The following is a 16,047-nucleotide window of genomic DNA, read 5'->3' as shown; positions in this document are numbered from 1 at the left end:
TTGCCCCTGTGCGTTCTGAGAGTGGTGATCGGTTACGTGCCCGCCTGTTTCCGCGGTATCTGCGCAAATAGTCATTCCGCGCCCTTCTGGCCGGCCAGCGTGTTCAGCGTCAGCGCGTCGCTCCCGGCGGCCACGGCGGCCTCGGCTTCGCTGCGCCGGCGGTCCTTCTGCTGACCTTCCATCTGCCGGTACAGCGCGATGTACTGCGCGGCCATGCGCGCCCAGCCGAAGCCGGTCGCGAGCTCGTTGGCGGCGACGCCCATCGCGCGGCGCGCGTCGTCGTTCGCCGCCAACCGCGAGACCGCGCCCGCCAGCGCCTTGGGATCGTCCGGGTCGTCGAGCACGATGCCGCATTCGGGCGTGATGATCTCCGCGCCGCCCGCCGTGCGCGCCGTGACCACCGGCAGCCCCGCCGCCATCGCTTCGAGCAGCGACAGGCTCATCGCCTCATAGCGGGACGGAAACACGAACGCATCGACCGAATGCATCAGCACCGGCATGTCCTTCACCAGCCCCAGAAAATGCACGCGATGCGCAATGCCGAGCGCCTTCGCCTCGTCCGGATAAGGGCTGCCCGGCAGGAATCCGGCCACCGCGATCTGCACGTGCTCAGGCAAATGCTTCAGCGCCGCCAGCACAGTGCCGAGGTTCTTGCGCGGCGTGCGCAGGTCGCCCACGAACAGCAGCAGGAACGCCTCCCCCGGCAGTCCGAAGCGCGCGCGATCGCCCTGGGCCGCGGCGAAGCCTTGCGTATCGACGCCGTTGTAGATCACATCCACCCGGTTATCCGGCGTCAATCCGATCGCGCGGATTTCGTCGGCGACCTTTTGCGACACCGCCGTGATCACCTTCGAGCGCCGGTAAGCCCAGCGTTCGAGCAACGCGTTGCAGCGCGTATAGACCGACTGATACGCGGACCACACGCCCTTGGTCAAGCCGAACGGGTAGTACTTGCTGCCGAACCAGCCACTATGCACGAAGTGCGAGGTGTTGACGTCGGCCGGCATCCACGTGATGAAACCGTTCACGTGCAGCACGTCGTATTCGCTTCGATGCGCGCGCAGCCACATTGCGCTCCTGAACGCGAACACCTGCTGGCGCAGCAGATTGGTGGGCCACCAGCGGCCGATCTTGATCTGCGCCCAGCGGACGTTCGGATGGGCGAGCAGATCGGGCGCGACGTGCGACGCCACCAGCGTCACGCCGATGTTCTCGTCGAGAGCGGCGCGCGCAATCTCGTGGTTGACGCGCCCCTGGCCGTCGTTATGGCGCACGACGTGCGTGACAATGGCGACTCTCAATCAGTGCCTCCGTGGAGTAATTGCGTGCGTCTGCGGTTCATCTTTTCGTAATGCACCGCAGAAAGGATCGAAAAAACACTCATGAAAAGCAGCAGGCCGCCGGTGCCGACCAGCGAATTGGTGAACACCAGCATCGCAAAGGTCGCGAGACTGAGACTGAGGCAAGCGGACACGTATTTGTCGTTGCTCAGCTTGAACGACGCGAGCACCGCGCGCACCAGCAGCCAGACGATGCCCGACATATACAGCAGCGTGCCGGGCCAGCCGAGCACGAACGGGATGTTCATCACGCCGCTGTCGAAGTTGCCGTATTGGCCGAGCTGGCCGCCGTCGTTCGAGAGCTTGGTGGAGGTGCCGGTCGCGCCCATCCCTTCGCCGGAGACGTCGGTGAAGGCGGTCTTCGCGAAGGTCGCGTAGAACTCGTTACGCGCGGCATAGCTCTGGTCGTCGCTCAGATTGACGATGGTGTTAAGACGCGCCTGCATCCGGTCGGCCACCGGGCCGACCGCCAGCAGCGGCACGCACAGGCCGGCGAGCAGCACCGCGCTGGCGATGATGCGCATGCGCACCTTGTTGTTCGATTTGACCAGCTGGATCAGCAGCGCGATCACCCAGCCGCCCCACGTCGAGCGCACGAGGCTCAGCGCAAACGCGAAAAAGCCCAGCGCCGCGGCAACCCAGCGCACCCGGTGCGTGGCCGCCATCACGTAGACCATCGCGCCCATCATCGCGAACGCGAACGGCCCCGACGAGTTCATCGTGCTGAACACGCGCACGCCCATCGGCACCGGATCGCCTTGCGAGTTCATCTGCGAGCCGAGCATCCACAGCGCGTCCCACTGCGGCATGATGAAGAACTGGATCAGGCCGTAGCCGCCCATCACCAGCATGCCCCAGATGAACGTGTTGACGATGGTGTCGCGGTACTGCGGATATTGGCGCGTGTGCGCCATGATGTGAAAGCCGATCAGGATCGGATAGAGCCAGTTGGCGAGGTCATAGGTCGCGGCAAGCGGCCCGCTCGACATCACGCCGACCATGAACGCATAGGCGAGGCCGAGCAGGATCAGCAGCACCGGCAGTCCGCGCCGCTGCGCGAGCAATCGGTAGTAGCGCAGCAAGGAGAGCGCGCTGATCATCGTCACCGCGAGCGGCGCAATCTGGATCAGGCTGGTGGGCGTGAACGAGCCTTTGGACCAGTCGGCCAGACGCCGCACTTCCGGGCTCAGGAACCACAGCCACCACATGAAGCCGACGTAGCGCGCCGGGCTCTTGAAGTACAGCCACAGGCCGGTCAGGATCGCGAGCACCGGAAACGCGAGCGTGAGCACCGTGCCCTGATGCGCGGCGATCAGCACCGCCGTGATCAGCCACAGTAACGCCGGCGGCAACCATTCCTGCGGACCGCCGGACACAGAACGTCCGGCGCCGCTCTCGCCGGCTCGCGTAATTGTCGACATCGTTTAGAGGCTCCCGCTCGATTCACGCGGGCTGGGGCGGCGGCCTTGCTCCACCGCCGGGGCCCGCAGCGCGGCCCGGGCACGCAGCATCTCCTGCGTGATCCGCACATGCTGCATCGCGTAGTGCTGCGTCGTCAGATCGCGCGACAGCAAACCGGCTGCGGCCGCTTGCGCCTGGCGCAAGGCCTCGGCGGGCGAGGCTGCGAGGCCGTCGACCGCTTCGCGCAGCGCCTGCGGGTTGAACGGCGGCACATAAGCCGCCTCGTCCGCCGGGAAATAATCCCGCAACGCGCCGACGTCGGCGACCACCATCGGCTTGCCGACCGCCGCCGCTTCGAGCATCACGGTGATGCCGGAGGCGTGCGAATTCGGCCGCAGCGGCACGACGATCACGTCGGCCCAGGCGTAGAGTTCGTGCTGCTTCTTGATGCCCGAAAACAGCGCGATCTCGACATTCGCCGCGCGCAGCGATGCGGGAATGCGCCGGCGCGTCGCGAGTTTCACCGTGTAGCGCGCATCGTTGCCGAACGCCTTGATGAGGCTCTCCCAATCGCGGTCGCGATCGTTGCCGATCGCCGCGATCCGGATCGGCGTATGCGGCGTCCATTCGGTGGGCGCCTGCACCGGGAAGTCCTGCGTGTTCAGGCCGTAGTAGACATGCTTCGCGTTGCGGTTGAAAAAGCGCTGGCACAGTTCGGCGTTTTCGCTGGCGAGCGTGGTCAGCTGATCCGCGCGCGCAAGCAGCTTGCGATAAAGCCAACTGCGCAGGATCCCGTAACCAGGCCATTTATCGAGCAGCCATACGCTTTGCGCGAGCAGCAACGGCCCGTTCCCGGCGCCCGCCTTGCGGCCGCTCAGCAGCAGCATCAGCGCGGCCGACAGATGTTCCTGCTCGGTATGCGTCCAGATCACGTCCGAGCGCAACATCTCGGCGCGGTTGCGCCACGTGTGAATGAAGTCGAAGCCGAGCGCCGCCTTCAATGCGCGGCGCAACAGGCGCACCGGTTTGCTTTCCTGCGCGTCCTGCGAATAGGTCAGCGCGAACGCGTCGGATTCGGCGTGGTGATAACCGTACAGACAACCGATGTTGTCGCCCGGTCGGTAAAAGCGCGGATCTGCGCCGTAAAACAGATGAACGTGAACTTTCGTACTCATGCAGACACTCCGCTCTGCCGGTGGAAAGGAGCATCGGCGGCCATGAAACGAAACCGGCGCCGATGCACGAACGTATAGGTCGCGACGTGGGTCGCGCGAGCGATCACGAAGATCAGGACAGCGCGCGCCGCGCCTCATGCGCGCCGGTACGCACCGCGCGCCAGCGCGACAGCTTCAGGCGCGCCTGTTTGGAGAGCAGCGCGAGCGCCGCGTGCGTGAGCCCCGGATAGACCCGCGTGCCGACCAGCGTCCACCACCACCAGGCGGTTTCGCGGCGCAGCGGCGGCAGCTGGTCGCGCAGGATCAGATGGAAGTTGAAGGCGGCATTGCGCAACGCCGCCATGGTTTGCGCGTCGCGCCGGTCGTCGTCGAAACGCTCGGCCGGGAAATGATCGACCGCCACGCGCGGGTCGTACATCAGCTTCCAGCCGGCGTTCTTCACGCTCAGGCTGAAGGCCATGTCGTTGTGAACCTGCGCGCCCGCGCCGCGCAGGCGCGCGTCGAAACGGATCGTGCGGACCGCATCGCTGCGGTAGCTCATGTTGGCGCCCTTCAGGATGTCGACTTCGCGCGCGCCGCCCACCCCGAGGTGATGATTGCCGATGATCTTGCCGTGCGCGGTGACCTTGCCGACCTGCGGCCGTTCGCCGTCCAGCACGCGGCCTTTTTCGTGCACCCAGTCGCGCCCGCCGAGCGCGCCCAGACGCGCATCGCTTTCGAATGCCGCCGCAATCCGTTCGACCCAGTCGACGTGCGGTGCGGCGTCGTCGTCGGTGATCGCGATCACGTCGCCGCTGGCCGCGTCGAGCCCGCGATTCAGGGCCGCGACCTGGCCTGGCACCTCGACCAGCGCAACGGCGAGCGGCAGTGCGCCGGGCACCGCCGGATCGCGCAGGCACGTGTGAGTCGCCTCGTCGTCGGCGCGCGCGACCACCACCACTTCGTCGGGCGCGCGCGACTGCCGTTGCAGCGCCGCGAGACAGCGCGCGAGATCGGCCGGGCGGCGGAACGTGGGAACCAGTACCGTCACTTTCATCGTGAAGTCCTTTTTTCGTCGTTGCGCTGAAAGCGGAACAATGGGATCGCTCGCGCGGCTCAGGTGCTCAGGTATTCCTGGACCCTCGCATAGCTGCGGTCGTAGCCGCCGCGCGAGCGCGCCGGCATGCCGTTGAAGATGCCGCCCTGCACGTGCACGCCAGCCGCCCGCAAGCGCTTCAACGCATCGATGATCTCGCCTTCGTTATGCATGCCCGAGCGCATCACGAAGAAGGTCGAACCCGCATAGGCGCCGATGATCGACGCATCGGTCACGGCCAGCACCGGCGGCGTGTCGATCAGGATCACGTCGTAGCGCTTGGCGAGGCCGTCGAGGTATTGCGGCAGACGCGGCGACATCAGGAGCTCCGACGGATTCGGCGGACGGCGGCCGCACGAGATGAAGCTCAGGTTCTCGATGTTGGAGCTGCGGATCGCGTCTTCGAGCGAGATCTGCCCGCTCAGCAACTCCGACATGCCGTTTTCCTGCAAACCGCCCATGTAGCGTTCGAGCACGCCGCGCCGCAAATCGCCGTCGATCATCAGCACGCGCTTGCCCGAATGCGCGAGCAGCACCGCCAGATTGACCGTCAGAAAGCTCTTGCCGACGCCGGCCATCGGGCCGGTCAGCATGACGATGCGGTTCTTCGCGTCCATCAACGTGAACTGCATCGAAGTGCGCAGACTGCGCAGGCTTTCGACCGTGAAGTCCTTCGGACGCGCGCTGGCCAGCACCGAACGCAGGCGTTCGCCGCCGCGCTGGAAACTGCTTTCGAGCACCGCCTGCTCGGCGCTGAGCGGCACGAGACCGAACACCGGCAGATGGAATGCGCGTTCGATGTGCTCGGGGTCGTCGATGCCCTTGAACATATTGCGGCGCAGGAACACGAAACCCGTGCCGGCGATCAGCCCGAGAATCACCGCCGCCGACAGGATCAGCGCCTTCTTCGGCTTGACCGGCACGCCCGGTCGCAGCGCGGCGTCGACGATATGCACGTTGCCGCCGGTGCCGGCCTTCTGCACCGACAATTCCTGCACGCGGTTGAGCAGCAGCACGTAGATGTCTTCGGCCACCTTCGCATCGCGTTGCAGCTGCACGGCCTTCACTTCGGTGGCCGGCAGATCGCGGAAGCGGTCGGCGTATTTGGTGCGCTGCGCCTGCAACTCGGCCATCTGTTCACGCGCGACCTTGAGCGTCGGGTGGTCGTCGCCGTAACGCTCGGTCATCGACGCCATTTGCAGACGCAAGGCGGCAATCTGCTGTTCGTACTGCACGCTACCTTCCAGGTACACCTTGGCTTCGTCGCTTGCGTTGATCGAGCCGGACTGGCGCTGATACGCGGTCAAGGCGGCTTCCGCGCGTTCGAGGTCGCTCTTCAGGCGCGGCTCTTCGCTCTTCAGGAACTCGAGCATCTTGATCGCGTCGGCCTGCTTGTTCGACACATGCTGACGCACGTACGACTGCGCCAGCGCATTGGCGACCAGAGCGGCATGCTCGGGGCTCTTGTCTTCCAGCGAAATCTGGATCACGCCGGTCTGCTTGCCCTGCTCCTGCACGGTGATCGCCGACTGGAACGCGGTGATCGCGTCGAGGTCGTTGGAACGCACCACCGTAAATTCCTCACCCGGTCGCGCCACCAGCTTTTTGACCACGATCGTCACGCCGCCGCCCTGCGCCTGCTGGCCGACCTGGCCGTGCAGCAGCAGCGCGCCGTTCTCCGCGTACAGCTCGTAGTGCTGGTCGTCGACCACCTTCATCGTCAGCTTCTGGCCTTCGAGCGCGGGCTCCACGTCGAGCGAATCGACGTCGGCTTCTTCGCCGCCCCATGCATAGGACGCGAGACCCAGCCACGGCCGCGCCGGCTGGCCCGGCGTCGCCATGCGCGCGGCGATGCTGCCGAGCAGCGGAATGGTCTTCGGCGTGACGCTGAAGTTCAGCTTCAGTTGCTGCACCACCGGGCCGACTACGCCGCGGCTCTTGATGATTTCGATTTCTGCATCGGTCGGCAGCGAGCTCGAGCCGGTGGTGATCGCCGCGCCCGTCTGCGTCTGCGTGAGCGCCTGCGAGGTGTTGTCGCCCTGCTCGACCCGCACGTGCGCATCGGCCGAATAGATCGGCTTGGCGAGGAAACAGTACGCGACGGCGATCCCGACGATCACCGCGGCGATGGCGATCAGCCACCAGATGTCGTCGAGGATCACCTGCACCAGTTGGCCGAGGACGACGTCCTCTTCTTCGGTCCTGGCCGGTGCGACCATGTGTGGAGTGATTTGATTGCTCACAATTCGATCCCGTATCGGTTACGTCAGCGGTTACGTCAGCGGTTGCTCAAGCATTTGCTTCAGTCCCGCGCCCTGGGGGAGCGGCGCGGGACTCTCGGCGGCTCGGACGTTTAACGCGTCAACTGCCTCAGGTAGAACAGCGTCTGTACGCTCGGCAACACCTGCTGCAAGACACGGTTGAAGGTGGTCGACGCGGCGGTACTGATATACACGACATCCATCGGTTGCAACTGGAACTGCGACGACAGCATGATGGCGTCCGGCTGCGTCATGTCGAGGCGGTAGACGTCCGGCGTGGTCGGCTTCTCGCGCAGGCCGCGCATCACGTAGATCTGGCGCGGATTGGCGTCGGTATCGAGGATGCCGCCCGCTTGCGTCAGCGCATCGGCGATCGTCAGACGGCCCTTGAGCATCGGCATCTGCATCGGCGTCTTCACTTCGCCCATCACGAACACGCGGCTTGCGCTGCGATCCGGAATGTTGATCACGTCGCCGCCTTGCAGCATCACGTTCTGCGTGGTGTCGCCGCCATCGAGCATGCGGTTCGCGTCGAGCACATAGAGCTTCTTGTTGCGCGTCAGTCGCACACGCTGGATGTCGGCTTCGGCGGTCGTGCCGCCCGAGCGCGTGATCGCGTCGACCAGCGTGAGCGGGACGTCGCTGACGGCGAGCGGCCCCGGCGTCTTCACTTCGCCGGTCACCTGGATTTTCTGGCCGCGATACGAGAGCACGCGTACGTCGACCTGCGGGTTGCGGATATAGCGCACGAGGCCGGCGGCCAATTGATCGCGCACCTCGCCGACGGTCTTGCCCGCGGCCTTGATCCGCCCGACGAACGGGAAAAAGATCGTGCCGTCGGTAGCGATCGTCTGGCCGTACGGATCGGCCTCGCCCGGCAACGCGGCCGTGTACGGCTGCTGCAACGCGCCGCCGATCGACTGCGTGGTGTTGCCGCCCGCCGACATCGTGCTGCCCTGCGGCGTGGTCAACTCAGGATGGTCCCAAACGGTGATGCCGAGAATGTCCTGCGGCGAGAGCCGGTACACGTACTGTGACGGGTCGCTGATAGACGAGGTCGGCAACGCCGGCGGCGCGGCGGCGGCTTGCGCCTGAGCCTGCGCGGCCACGACGCTCGCGTCGATCAGATGGACCGGATAGGTCTCAGCGGGTTGACTCTGATGCTGCCCGTCGTCTTTCAGACGGGACGTGTCGAGGTAATTCCCCGGCGCGGTGGAGCAGGCCGACACAAAGGACGTCAGCAAAAGAATGGCGGCGAATTTCGTTCGAAGATTCGCCGGTGAGTTCGCCTTGAGGTTCGCGATAGTTGTCTTCATCAGCATATTTTCTTCAGCCATCCCATGACCAGATGTTCGATGAGCACGAGACTCTCTCGATAAGCAGTTTCCGCGCCGCCGTGGGGATCGGCGACGTCGGAATCGTGTTCCCACTTGCCGAGCGGATAGACCTTGCCGCGCGAGGCCGGATCGAGCGCTTCGACTTCGCTCACCTGCGCGCGCTCGCTGACCAGCACCAGATCGGCGGAGCGCACGAGGTGCCGGTCGAGTCGCCGCGAGTAATGGATCCCGGAAGCGACGCCCTGCTCCGCGAGCAGGCGCCGCATCACCGGGTCCATGCCGCGACCCTCCGCGGCACGGATGCCCGCCGAATGAAACGCGATCGGCGCCGAGGACGGCCGCGAGGCCTTGCTCTGCCGTGCCTTGAACAGCATCTCGGCGGCAGGCGAACGGCACACATTGGCGTGACAGACGATCAGAACGTTGGCAAACATAGCGGGCTCCCTAACACAGCCTGGCGACCTAGCGCCCGGCCGCCGCGGCGGCCGAGTCGGCGGTGTCGGCCGTCTCGGCGGTGACCGGCAAGCCGTTCGCGCCGACCCGTGCCGGCGCGTTGCGCAGCACGTGCTGGCGGCCGATCGCGTGGTACTCGATACCGAGTTCGAGCAGCGCGTCCGGCTCGTACAGATTGCGGCCGTCGAAAATCAGCGGCGTCTCGAGGATCTGCTTGAGCGAGTCGAAATCCGGGCTCTTGAAGACCTTCCATTCGGTGAGGATCACCAGTGCGTCGGCGCCCTCGGCCGCCTCCATCTCTTCGTTCACGAACGACAGGCGCGCGTGCTGTTGCGGCACGTCCTTCAGATCGAGTGCGAAGACGCGCTTCGATTCGTCGATCGCGACCGGGTCGTAGGCCTTGACGCGCGCGCCGCGGCGCAGCAGCTCGGCGATCAGCGGCCGGCTCGGCGCTTCGCGCATGTCGTCGGTATTCGGCTTGAACGCGAGGCCCCACACGCCGAAGGTGCGGTCCGACAGGTCTTCGCCCAGACGCGCGACGATCTTGTGCGCGAGGATTTTTTTCTGCGTGTCGTTGACGGCTTCCACCGCTTCGAGAATGCGCAGATTCTGCTTGTAGTCGGCGGCGGTGCGGATCAGCGCCTGCACGTCCTTCGGGAAGCACGAACCGCCGTAGCCGCAGCCGGCATACAGGAAGTCGTAGCCGATCCGCGGATCGGAGCCGATGCCGCGGCGCACCGCTTCAATGTCCGCGCCGACGCGATCAGCCAGATTCGCCAGCTCGTTCATGTACGAAATGCGCGTGGCGAGCATCGCATTGGCCGCGTACTTGGTGAATTCGGCCGAACGCACGTCCATGTACAGCGTGCGCTCGCGATTGCGATTGAACGGCGCGTACAGGCGCTTCATCCATTCGCGCGCCTTCTCGCCCGGCACGTCTTCGTCGCAGCCGAGCACGATGCGGTCGGGGCGCGTGAAGTCTTCGACGGCCGCGCCTTCCTTCAGGAACTCCGGGTTCGACACCACCGAGAACATGTGGCTCTCGCCGCGCGCAGCCAGCTCCGCAGCGATCACCTCGCGCACGCGCGAGGCCGTGCCGACCGGCACCGTCGATTTGTCGACGATCACCTTGAAGGCCGTCATATGGCGGCCGATATTGCGCGCGGCGGCCAGCACGTATTGCAGGTCGGCGGAACCGTCTTCGTCGGACGGCGTACCGACCGCGATGAACTGGATATCGCCATGCGCGACGGCGGCTTCGACGTCGGTCGAAAACTTCAGGCGGCCGGCCTTGCGATTACGCGCGATGATCTCCTGCAATCCCGGCTCATGGATCGGCACGCCGCCGTTGTTGAGCACGTCGATCTTGCGCTGATCGACGTCGAGACAGAACACGTCGTGGCCGATGTCCGCCAGACACGCGCCCGTCACGAGGCCTACGTAGCCGCTACCGATGATCGTCAGGTTCATGTATTACACCTCGGAGAATTGAGTTGGTTCGGAACAGCAGACGCGCGATGCATTGCGCGGCTGTCGCTCAATAAGCGTTGCTGCCCACAAAGCCCTTCCACAGCGTCAGCACGACGATCTTGATGTCGAGCCAGAAGGTCCAGTGCTGCATGTAGTACAGATCGAGCTTGACGCGGCCCATCATCTTTTCGATGCGGTCGGTTTCGCCGCGATAGCCGTTGATCTGCGCCCATCCGGTGATGCCCGGTTTGATCCGGTAGCGGTGCATGTAGCCCTTCACCAGATCCTTGTAGATGTCGTCGTGTTCGAGCGCATGCGGGCGTGGACCGACCACCGACATCTCGCCGCGCAGCACGTTGATGAATTGCGGCAATTCGTCGAGGCTGGTGCGCCGCAGGAATGCGCCGACCGCGGTGATGCGCGGGTCGCGGCGCGTGGCCTGGGTGATCCTGCCGGACTCTTCCTTGTGCACTTTCATCGAGCGGAACTTGTAGATCTCGAACTGGTTGCCGTCGATGCCCTTCCGCTTCTGGCGGAAGAACACCGGCCCCGGCGAGCTCAGCTTCACCGCCACGGCGATCGCGAGCATCACCGGCAACAGTGCGCTCAGTGCGGCGAGCGCGAACATGCGGTCGAAAATGCGCTTGGGCAGCACGCGCAGATCGGTGATCGGCGAGGCGGCCAGGTTGATCGCGGGCACGCCGAGCAGATCGACCATCGGCTGATTGAAGAGCGTGAGGCTGCGCACATCCGGAATGAAACGGATGTTCACGAAATCGTTGCGCAGGTCCATCACGAAGCGGTGGATCGCCTTTTCCTTCGAGATCGGCAGTGCGAGCCACAGTTCGCGAATCGCGCGCTGGCGCACCAGCTGGATCATGCGCTGGTAGTCGCGCTCGACCGGCACGCCTTCGATCGCGTCGGCAGCCTCCGGGTCTTCATAAGGATTGATCGTGCCGTCTTCATCGAACACGGCGACCGGGCTAAAGCCCGCTTCCGGCCGGCTGCGCATCTGCTCGATCAGAAAGCGGCCGTACGGCGCGCCGCCGACGATCGCCACCGCGCGCTGATTGAAACCCTCGCGGCGCAATCCCTTGAGGATCGAATAGACGATCATCTTGGTGACGATCAGCAGCACGATGGTGGCCGCCGCCCAGTACACGAGCCACAAGCGCGACAGGCTGTCCGAGCGGTGCAGGCTGAAGCTGATCAGAATGCCGGTGACCTCCACCATCAGCCAGCCGCCCGCCACGCGGCACAGCAGGTCGTACAGCGGCTTGCCGCGCCACGACTGATAGATGCCGAGCGCGGGGAAAAACACCACCACCAGCAGGCAGCCGAACGCGAGCGAAATGCTTTGCATGTCGTCCAGCCACACGAATTTCCCGCCGTGCACGGCCGCCGCAATCCAGGCGCCGAGGGCGACCATCGCAATGTCGATGATTCTCGATAGAACGCTCAGCATGCGCTGCACCTCAGTTCGTCAGTCAAGGGCCATCCGTCGGTTGGTTGAATTTCTGGTACCCGGTTATGCACATCAGCCCCGCATCAGGACGCCCAACGCCGGCATGCGCGCCCTACCACTGAATGCGCGCCGCGAAACCAATTGGCCTGTGCTATTGCCACGCCGTTTCTCCGCTCCAAAAAAATCCAGATAGCCATCCAGGTGGCCGAGGTGGAGAACGCGTGTCGGAATGAGTGAATACCCTTGTACAGGTATCAATAAAGCGGCATTAAAATTCGGACTGCAAGACAGCAAAAAATCTCAAAATGTATCGGTCAGAATTTCGATATTTTTTCGGAATTTGTTCGGCAATTGTTGCCGGTTTCGGTGTTCGAAAGACCAGTTGAGTGCCTTACTGAAAGCCTGGACCGCCATTTCCCCCTGTTTGCCTACAAAGCTTACGCGCTGCCGTTCGTCCCTATTTTGCGACATTCGCCCGTGTAAAAAAATTGCCTCTGATTTTTTTCCTGAATTTTTTATTTTTTTAAAAATTAAACAGACATTCTGGCGTCACGGAATGACTAATTTTATTGGCTTTTTTATATAACCTCTATTTAACTCGCTTTTATTGACTCGTTACTTCGTGTTAAAACTCGACGCATTCACCCAGCATTCACCCAGCCTCGAGGAGTCCATCATGACAGCTCCGGTTACGGCCACGCCTGCCGACACCCGGTCCACGCAAGCCATGTCCCTGAACGTCAAGCTCAAGGTTCACCCCGTCATTCTCGCGGGCGGCTCCGGCACACGCCTGTGGCCGATGTCGCGCGAGCAGTACCCGAAACAGCTGATTGGCCTGCTCGGCGATGATTCGCTGCTGCAATCCACGACGCGCCGTCTCGACGGACTCGAAGCCGGTCACCTCCTCGCCGAGCAACTCGTCGTGGTGGCCAACGAAGAGCATCGCTTCACGACCGCCGAGCAATTGCGCACGAGCGGCAAAGCGAGCCGGCTGATTCTCGAGCCCGTCGGCCGCGACACCGCGCCGGCGCTCACGGTGGCCGCACTGTCGATCGCCGCGCAGGACGGGGACGGCATCATGGTCGTGATGCCCGCCGATCACGCGGTCACCGACATCGACGGCTTTCGTGCGGCGGTCGCCACGGGCGTGCAGCACGCCGAGGCCGGCCATATCGTGACGATGGGCATCGTGCCGACGCGCGCGGAAACCGGCTACGGCTATATCCGTATCGGCGCGGCGCTCGGTACACAGCCAGGCATGCCTAACCACAGCGCTGAAGACAACGCCGCAGCAGCCGGCTCGATCGCCGCGCACAAACTCGACCGCTTCGTCGAAAAGCCGCATCTGGAGCTGGCGCAGCGTTATGTCGAGTCGCAGGAGTACTGGTGGAACAGCGGCATTTTCATCATGCGCGCGTCGACCTGGCTGAAGGCGATCCGCCACTTCCAGCCGGCCATTTACGAAGCCTGTGAGGCGGCGTTTGCGGGCGGCAAGGCGGACGGCGACTTCTTCCGTCTGCAACGCGACGCGTTTGGCGCCTCGCCGTCGAATTCGATCGACTACGCTGTGATGGAGCAACTGGGCAACGATCAGACTGCCGCTTCCGGCGTAGTCGTGCCCCTGCAGGCGGGTTGGTCGGACGTGGGTTCATGGGATGCGATCTGGGAAATCTCGGACAAGGACGCTGAGCGCAATGTGGGTCGCGGCCGCGTGATGTTCGAAGGCGCGAGCTCGACCTTCGCGCACTCGGAAGGACGCCTGATCGCCTGCGTGGGCACCCAGGATCTGGTCGTGGTGGAAACGGCGGACGCAATTCTGGTTGCCGACAAATCGCGCGTGCAGGACGTCAAGAAGATCGTCGGACGGATTCGCAGCGACGGCGGCCTGGAAGCGGCCAGCCATCGCAAGGTGCACCGGCCGTGGGGCAACTACGATTCCGTCGACACCGGCGAGCGCTTCCAGGTCAAACGCATCGTCGTGAAACCGGGTGCGCGGCTCTCGCTGCAAATGCATCATCACCGCGCCGAACATTGGATCGTCGTGCGCGGCACAGCGCTCGTCACGCGGGGTGAAGAGCGCTTTATCGTCTCCGAAAACGAATCGGCGTACATTCCGCTGGGCGTCACCCACCGTCTGGAGAACCCGGGCAAGATGCCGCTCGAAATGATCGAGGTGCAGTCCGGTTCGTATCTCGGCGAAGACGACATCGTGCGCTTCGACGACACGTACGGACGCCAATGAAGGCCGTCAATGAAGGACGTCAATAAGACAGCGCCAGTGAGTCACAACGGATGAAGCGGGATCCTGCGGCGGGTTGCTCCTACCGGCCGCGGGGTACTGCGGTGCTCACCCCGCGTGGGAGATGAGTTCTGGGAACGCCGGAAAACGATCTGATGCACTGCTCTCTGTGGCTGCCGTAGCCGTTGCAGCCGGTTCGCCCGGATAACGGCGCAGCGGACCGCGGAACGCACCCAGAGGACCATGCAATGGCGCGCCGTGATTCACCGTAACCGGCTCCGGCACCTGACGCATGGACGGCAACGGACGTGCTGGTAGCGGAGATGCCGGTAGCGGACGTGCCGGCGACGGACGTGCAACCGGCACAGCGGCATTGACGACAGGCGCAGTCCCCGCAGCCGCCAGCGTGCGGCATTCGCGGTCGATCCACTGCCGCGCCCAGTCGAGCGCGTACTGCTCCGCCGCTTCCGCCTGCGCAAAGCGCGGGCCGACCAGACCGGAACGCTCGACGCGTTTGCCGTCCTTCATGATCTCCGCCCATGCGCGATACATCGCGTTAGGCACCTGCTCCGCCACCACGTAGATCATATAGCCACGCCGGTCGGCGACCTGCGTGCCGCGTGGCGCGAGGCTCATCGACAGCGGGCTGCGCTGGTCGTCGGATTGTTGCGGCTGGCCTTCGGCAATGGCGGCGGACGTCATGCCGTCCATCGCGTCCATCGCATCCGTTTGGGCGAAGCTGGACTGCCCGGCCCGCCCCGCGTGAGCGGACGGCACCGGCGGCATCTCCGCCACGCCGGACAACTGGCGCGTCATGTCGGCGATCGGATCGGCGGAACGCCAACTGCTCAAGCGGTTCGCCACGCCGGGCGCCTGCCATGACTCGGGGCTTTTCCAGGACACGCCGCGCAGACTGTCTTCGCGCGCGCTGGGAGGGGCTGCTACCGGTGCTGCGGGTTTGGCCGCGACGGGCGGCGCCGGTTGCGGGACGTACGCGAAGGTACGCCCGGTTTGGGATAACAGCCGAACCATCTCGAGGAGGGTGCCGTTCAATTGCCATTCTTCAAAACGGCGCCGGCAGGTGGGACCCGACGGATAGCGGGCCGGCAGCCTCGACCAGGGTTCGCCAGTTGTCAGAATCCACAGGACGGCATTCGCCACGATACGTGGTTCGGCGCGCGGCCGGCCGCGTCGATTCAGACGGACGGCCGGCTCATCGGAGACAAGCGCTGCCAGCAGCGCCCATTCTTCATTGCTTAGCTCATCGAAAAACATGGAGTTCTCCACGCGGCCTGGCCGGGCCGCGGCTTTGGACCGCCACGGATTCAACTTTCACGATCCGTGTGCAGCCCTCGGTTGCACAAATATGTTTTGTACGTTTTGTTTGTCGGTCAGCGCCGCACTGCGTTAGTGCGGTTTGTCCCTATTGCGAAGCACAAAACGTGGTCTCACTCGTGCATGGGAGAATTTGTGCACGAAGCATACCACCACCAGGGTTTGCGTGAATATCCCTGAGACAAGTGTTACGGATGGAAACAATCTTGTCCTTTTTGCTGCGTCATTATTCGAATTGCCATAACAGAAAGACGGTTGGTTCCGGCGACAAAACGAGCCATTGGGCAGCGAAATGGCAAAGGATCAGCGGCGAATAGCTTTGATGAAATCGGCGAAATGCGCGGCGAAATGCGCCGCGAATCATTTCGATGCGCTTCGAACGAATTTGATCGCTGATGCAGCGCGCACGAGCACCGCGCCAACTGAGCTTGCCCGTCATCGGCGCGATGCGGTGAAACAGCGAACGGCAGCGCTCAGGCACGCGTTCGCCTCGGTA

General features: G+C 64.1%; 12 protein-coding genes. 1 reads left to right on the top strand and 11 read right to left on the bottom strand.

Annotation, left to right across the window (positions count from 1 at the left end; genetic code table 11):
* Positions 1-71: 71 nt before the first annotated feature.
* The 9 genes from DLM46_RS06730 to DLM46_RS06690 form a co-directional block, all read right to left on the bottom strand.
* The gene (locus DLM46_RS06730; RefSeq protein WP_115099966.1) at positions 72-1,301 is read right to left on the bottom strand and encodes a glycosyltransferase family 4 protein; all 1,230 of its coding nucleotides are present in this window, start codon (positions 1,299-1,301) and stop codon (positions 72-74) included.
* Positions 1,298-2,761 (bottom strand): glucose-6-phosphate isomerase, encoded by a 1,464-nt coding sequence (locus DLM46_RS06725; RefSeq protein WP_115099965.1) that lies wholly within the window; start codon positions 2,759-2,761, stop codon positions 1,298-1,300. Before DLM46_RS06725 ends, DLM46_RS06730 begins: the two co-directional genes overlap by 4 nt.
* A 3-nt stretch (positions 2,762-2,764) precedes the next feature.
* The gene (locus DLM46_RS06720; RefSeq protein WP_115099964.1) at positions 2,765-3,916 is read right to left on the bottom strand and encodes a glycosyltransferase; all 1,152 of its coding nucleotides are present in this window, start codon (positions 3,914-3,916) and stop codon (positions 2,765-2,767) included.
* Positions 3,917-4,028: 112 nt separating this feature from the next.
* A complete protein-coding gene (locus tag DLM46_RS06715; protein ID WP_115099963.1) occupies positions 4,029-4,952 on the bottom strand; it encodes a glycosyltransferase family 2 protein in 924 nt (307 codons plus the stop codon).
* A 59-nt stretch (positions 4,953-5,011) separates the two neighbouring features.
* On the bottom strand, positions 5,012-7,210 hold the full coding sequence (locus DLM46_RS06710; RefSeq protein WP_115099962.1) for a polysaccharide biosynthesis tyrosine autokinase: 2,199 nt from the start codon (positions 7,208-7,210) through the stop codon (positions 5,012-5,014).
* Between the two features lie 134 nt (positions 7,211-7,344).
* Positions 7,345-8,568, bottom strand: a complete 1,224-nt coding sequence (locus DLM46_RS06705) for a polysaccharide biosynthesis/export family protein (RefSeq protein ID WP_244305870.1) — start codon at positions 8,566-8,568, stop codon at positions 7,345-7,347.
* Positions 8,568-9,023, bottom strand: coding sequence for an arsenate reductase/protein-tyrosine-phosphatase family protein (locus DLM46_RS06700; RefSeq protein WP_115099960.1), 456 nt, complete (start codon positions 9,021-9,023; stop codon positions 8,568-8,570). The genes DLM46_RS06705 and DLM46_RS06700 overlap by 1 nt, the downstream gene beginning before the upstream one ends.
* Before the next feature lie 28 nt (positions 9,024-9,051).
* Entirely contained in the window at positions 9,052-10,512 is a 1,461-nt protein-coding gene (locus tag DLM46_RS06695; protein ID WP_115099959.1) for a UDP-glucose dehydrogenase family protein, read from the bottom strand.
* A 67-nt stretch (positions 10,513-10,579) separates the two neighbouring features.
* Entirely contained in the window at positions 10,580-11,977 is a 1,398-nt protein-coding gene (locus DLM46_RS06690; protein ID WP_115100010.1) for an undecaprenyl-phosphate glucose phosphotransferase, read from the bottom strand.
* A gap of 676 nt (positions 11,978-12,653) precedes the next feature.
* On the opposite strand from DLM46_RS06690, the gene DLM46_RS06685 reads away from it, so the two are divergent.
* Positions 12,654-14,219 (top strand): mannose-1-phosphate guanylyltransferase/mannose-6-phosphate isomerase, encoded by a 1,566-nt coding sequence (locus DLM46_RS06685; RefSeq protein WP_115099958.1) that lies wholly within the window; start codon positions 12,654-12,656, stop codon positions 14,217-14,219.
* A 105-nt stretch (positions 14,220-14,324) separates the two neighbouring features.
* On the opposite strand, the gene DLM46_RS06680 is transcribed toward DLM46_RS06685, so the two are convergent.
* Together DLM46_RS06680 and DLM46_RS06675 are read right to left on the bottom strand one after the other, a co-directional pair.
* On the bottom strand, positions 14,325-15,491 hold the full coding sequence (locus tag DLM46_RS06680; protein WP_115099957.1) for a transposase: 1,167 nt from the start codon (positions 15,489-15,491) through the stop codon (positions 14,325-14,327).
* A 286-nt stretch (positions 15,492-15,777) separates the two neighbouring features.
* Positions 15,778-15,990 carry a hypothetical protein gene (locus DLM46_RS06675; RefSeq protein WP_133300300.1) on the bottom strand — a complete coding sequence of 71 codons (213 nt, stop codon included), beginning with the start codon at positions 15,988-15,990 and terminating at the stop codon, positions 15,778-15,780.
* Positions 15,991-16,047 lie beyond the last annotated feature (57 nt).

This window comes from Paraburkholderia lacunae (assembly GCF_003353175.1).
GTDB lineage: Bacteria > Pseudomonadota > Gammaproteobacteria > Burkholderiales > Burkholderiaceae > Paraburkholderia > Paraburkholderia lacunae.
This window is presented reverse-complemented; position numbering and strand designations above follow the sequence as displayed.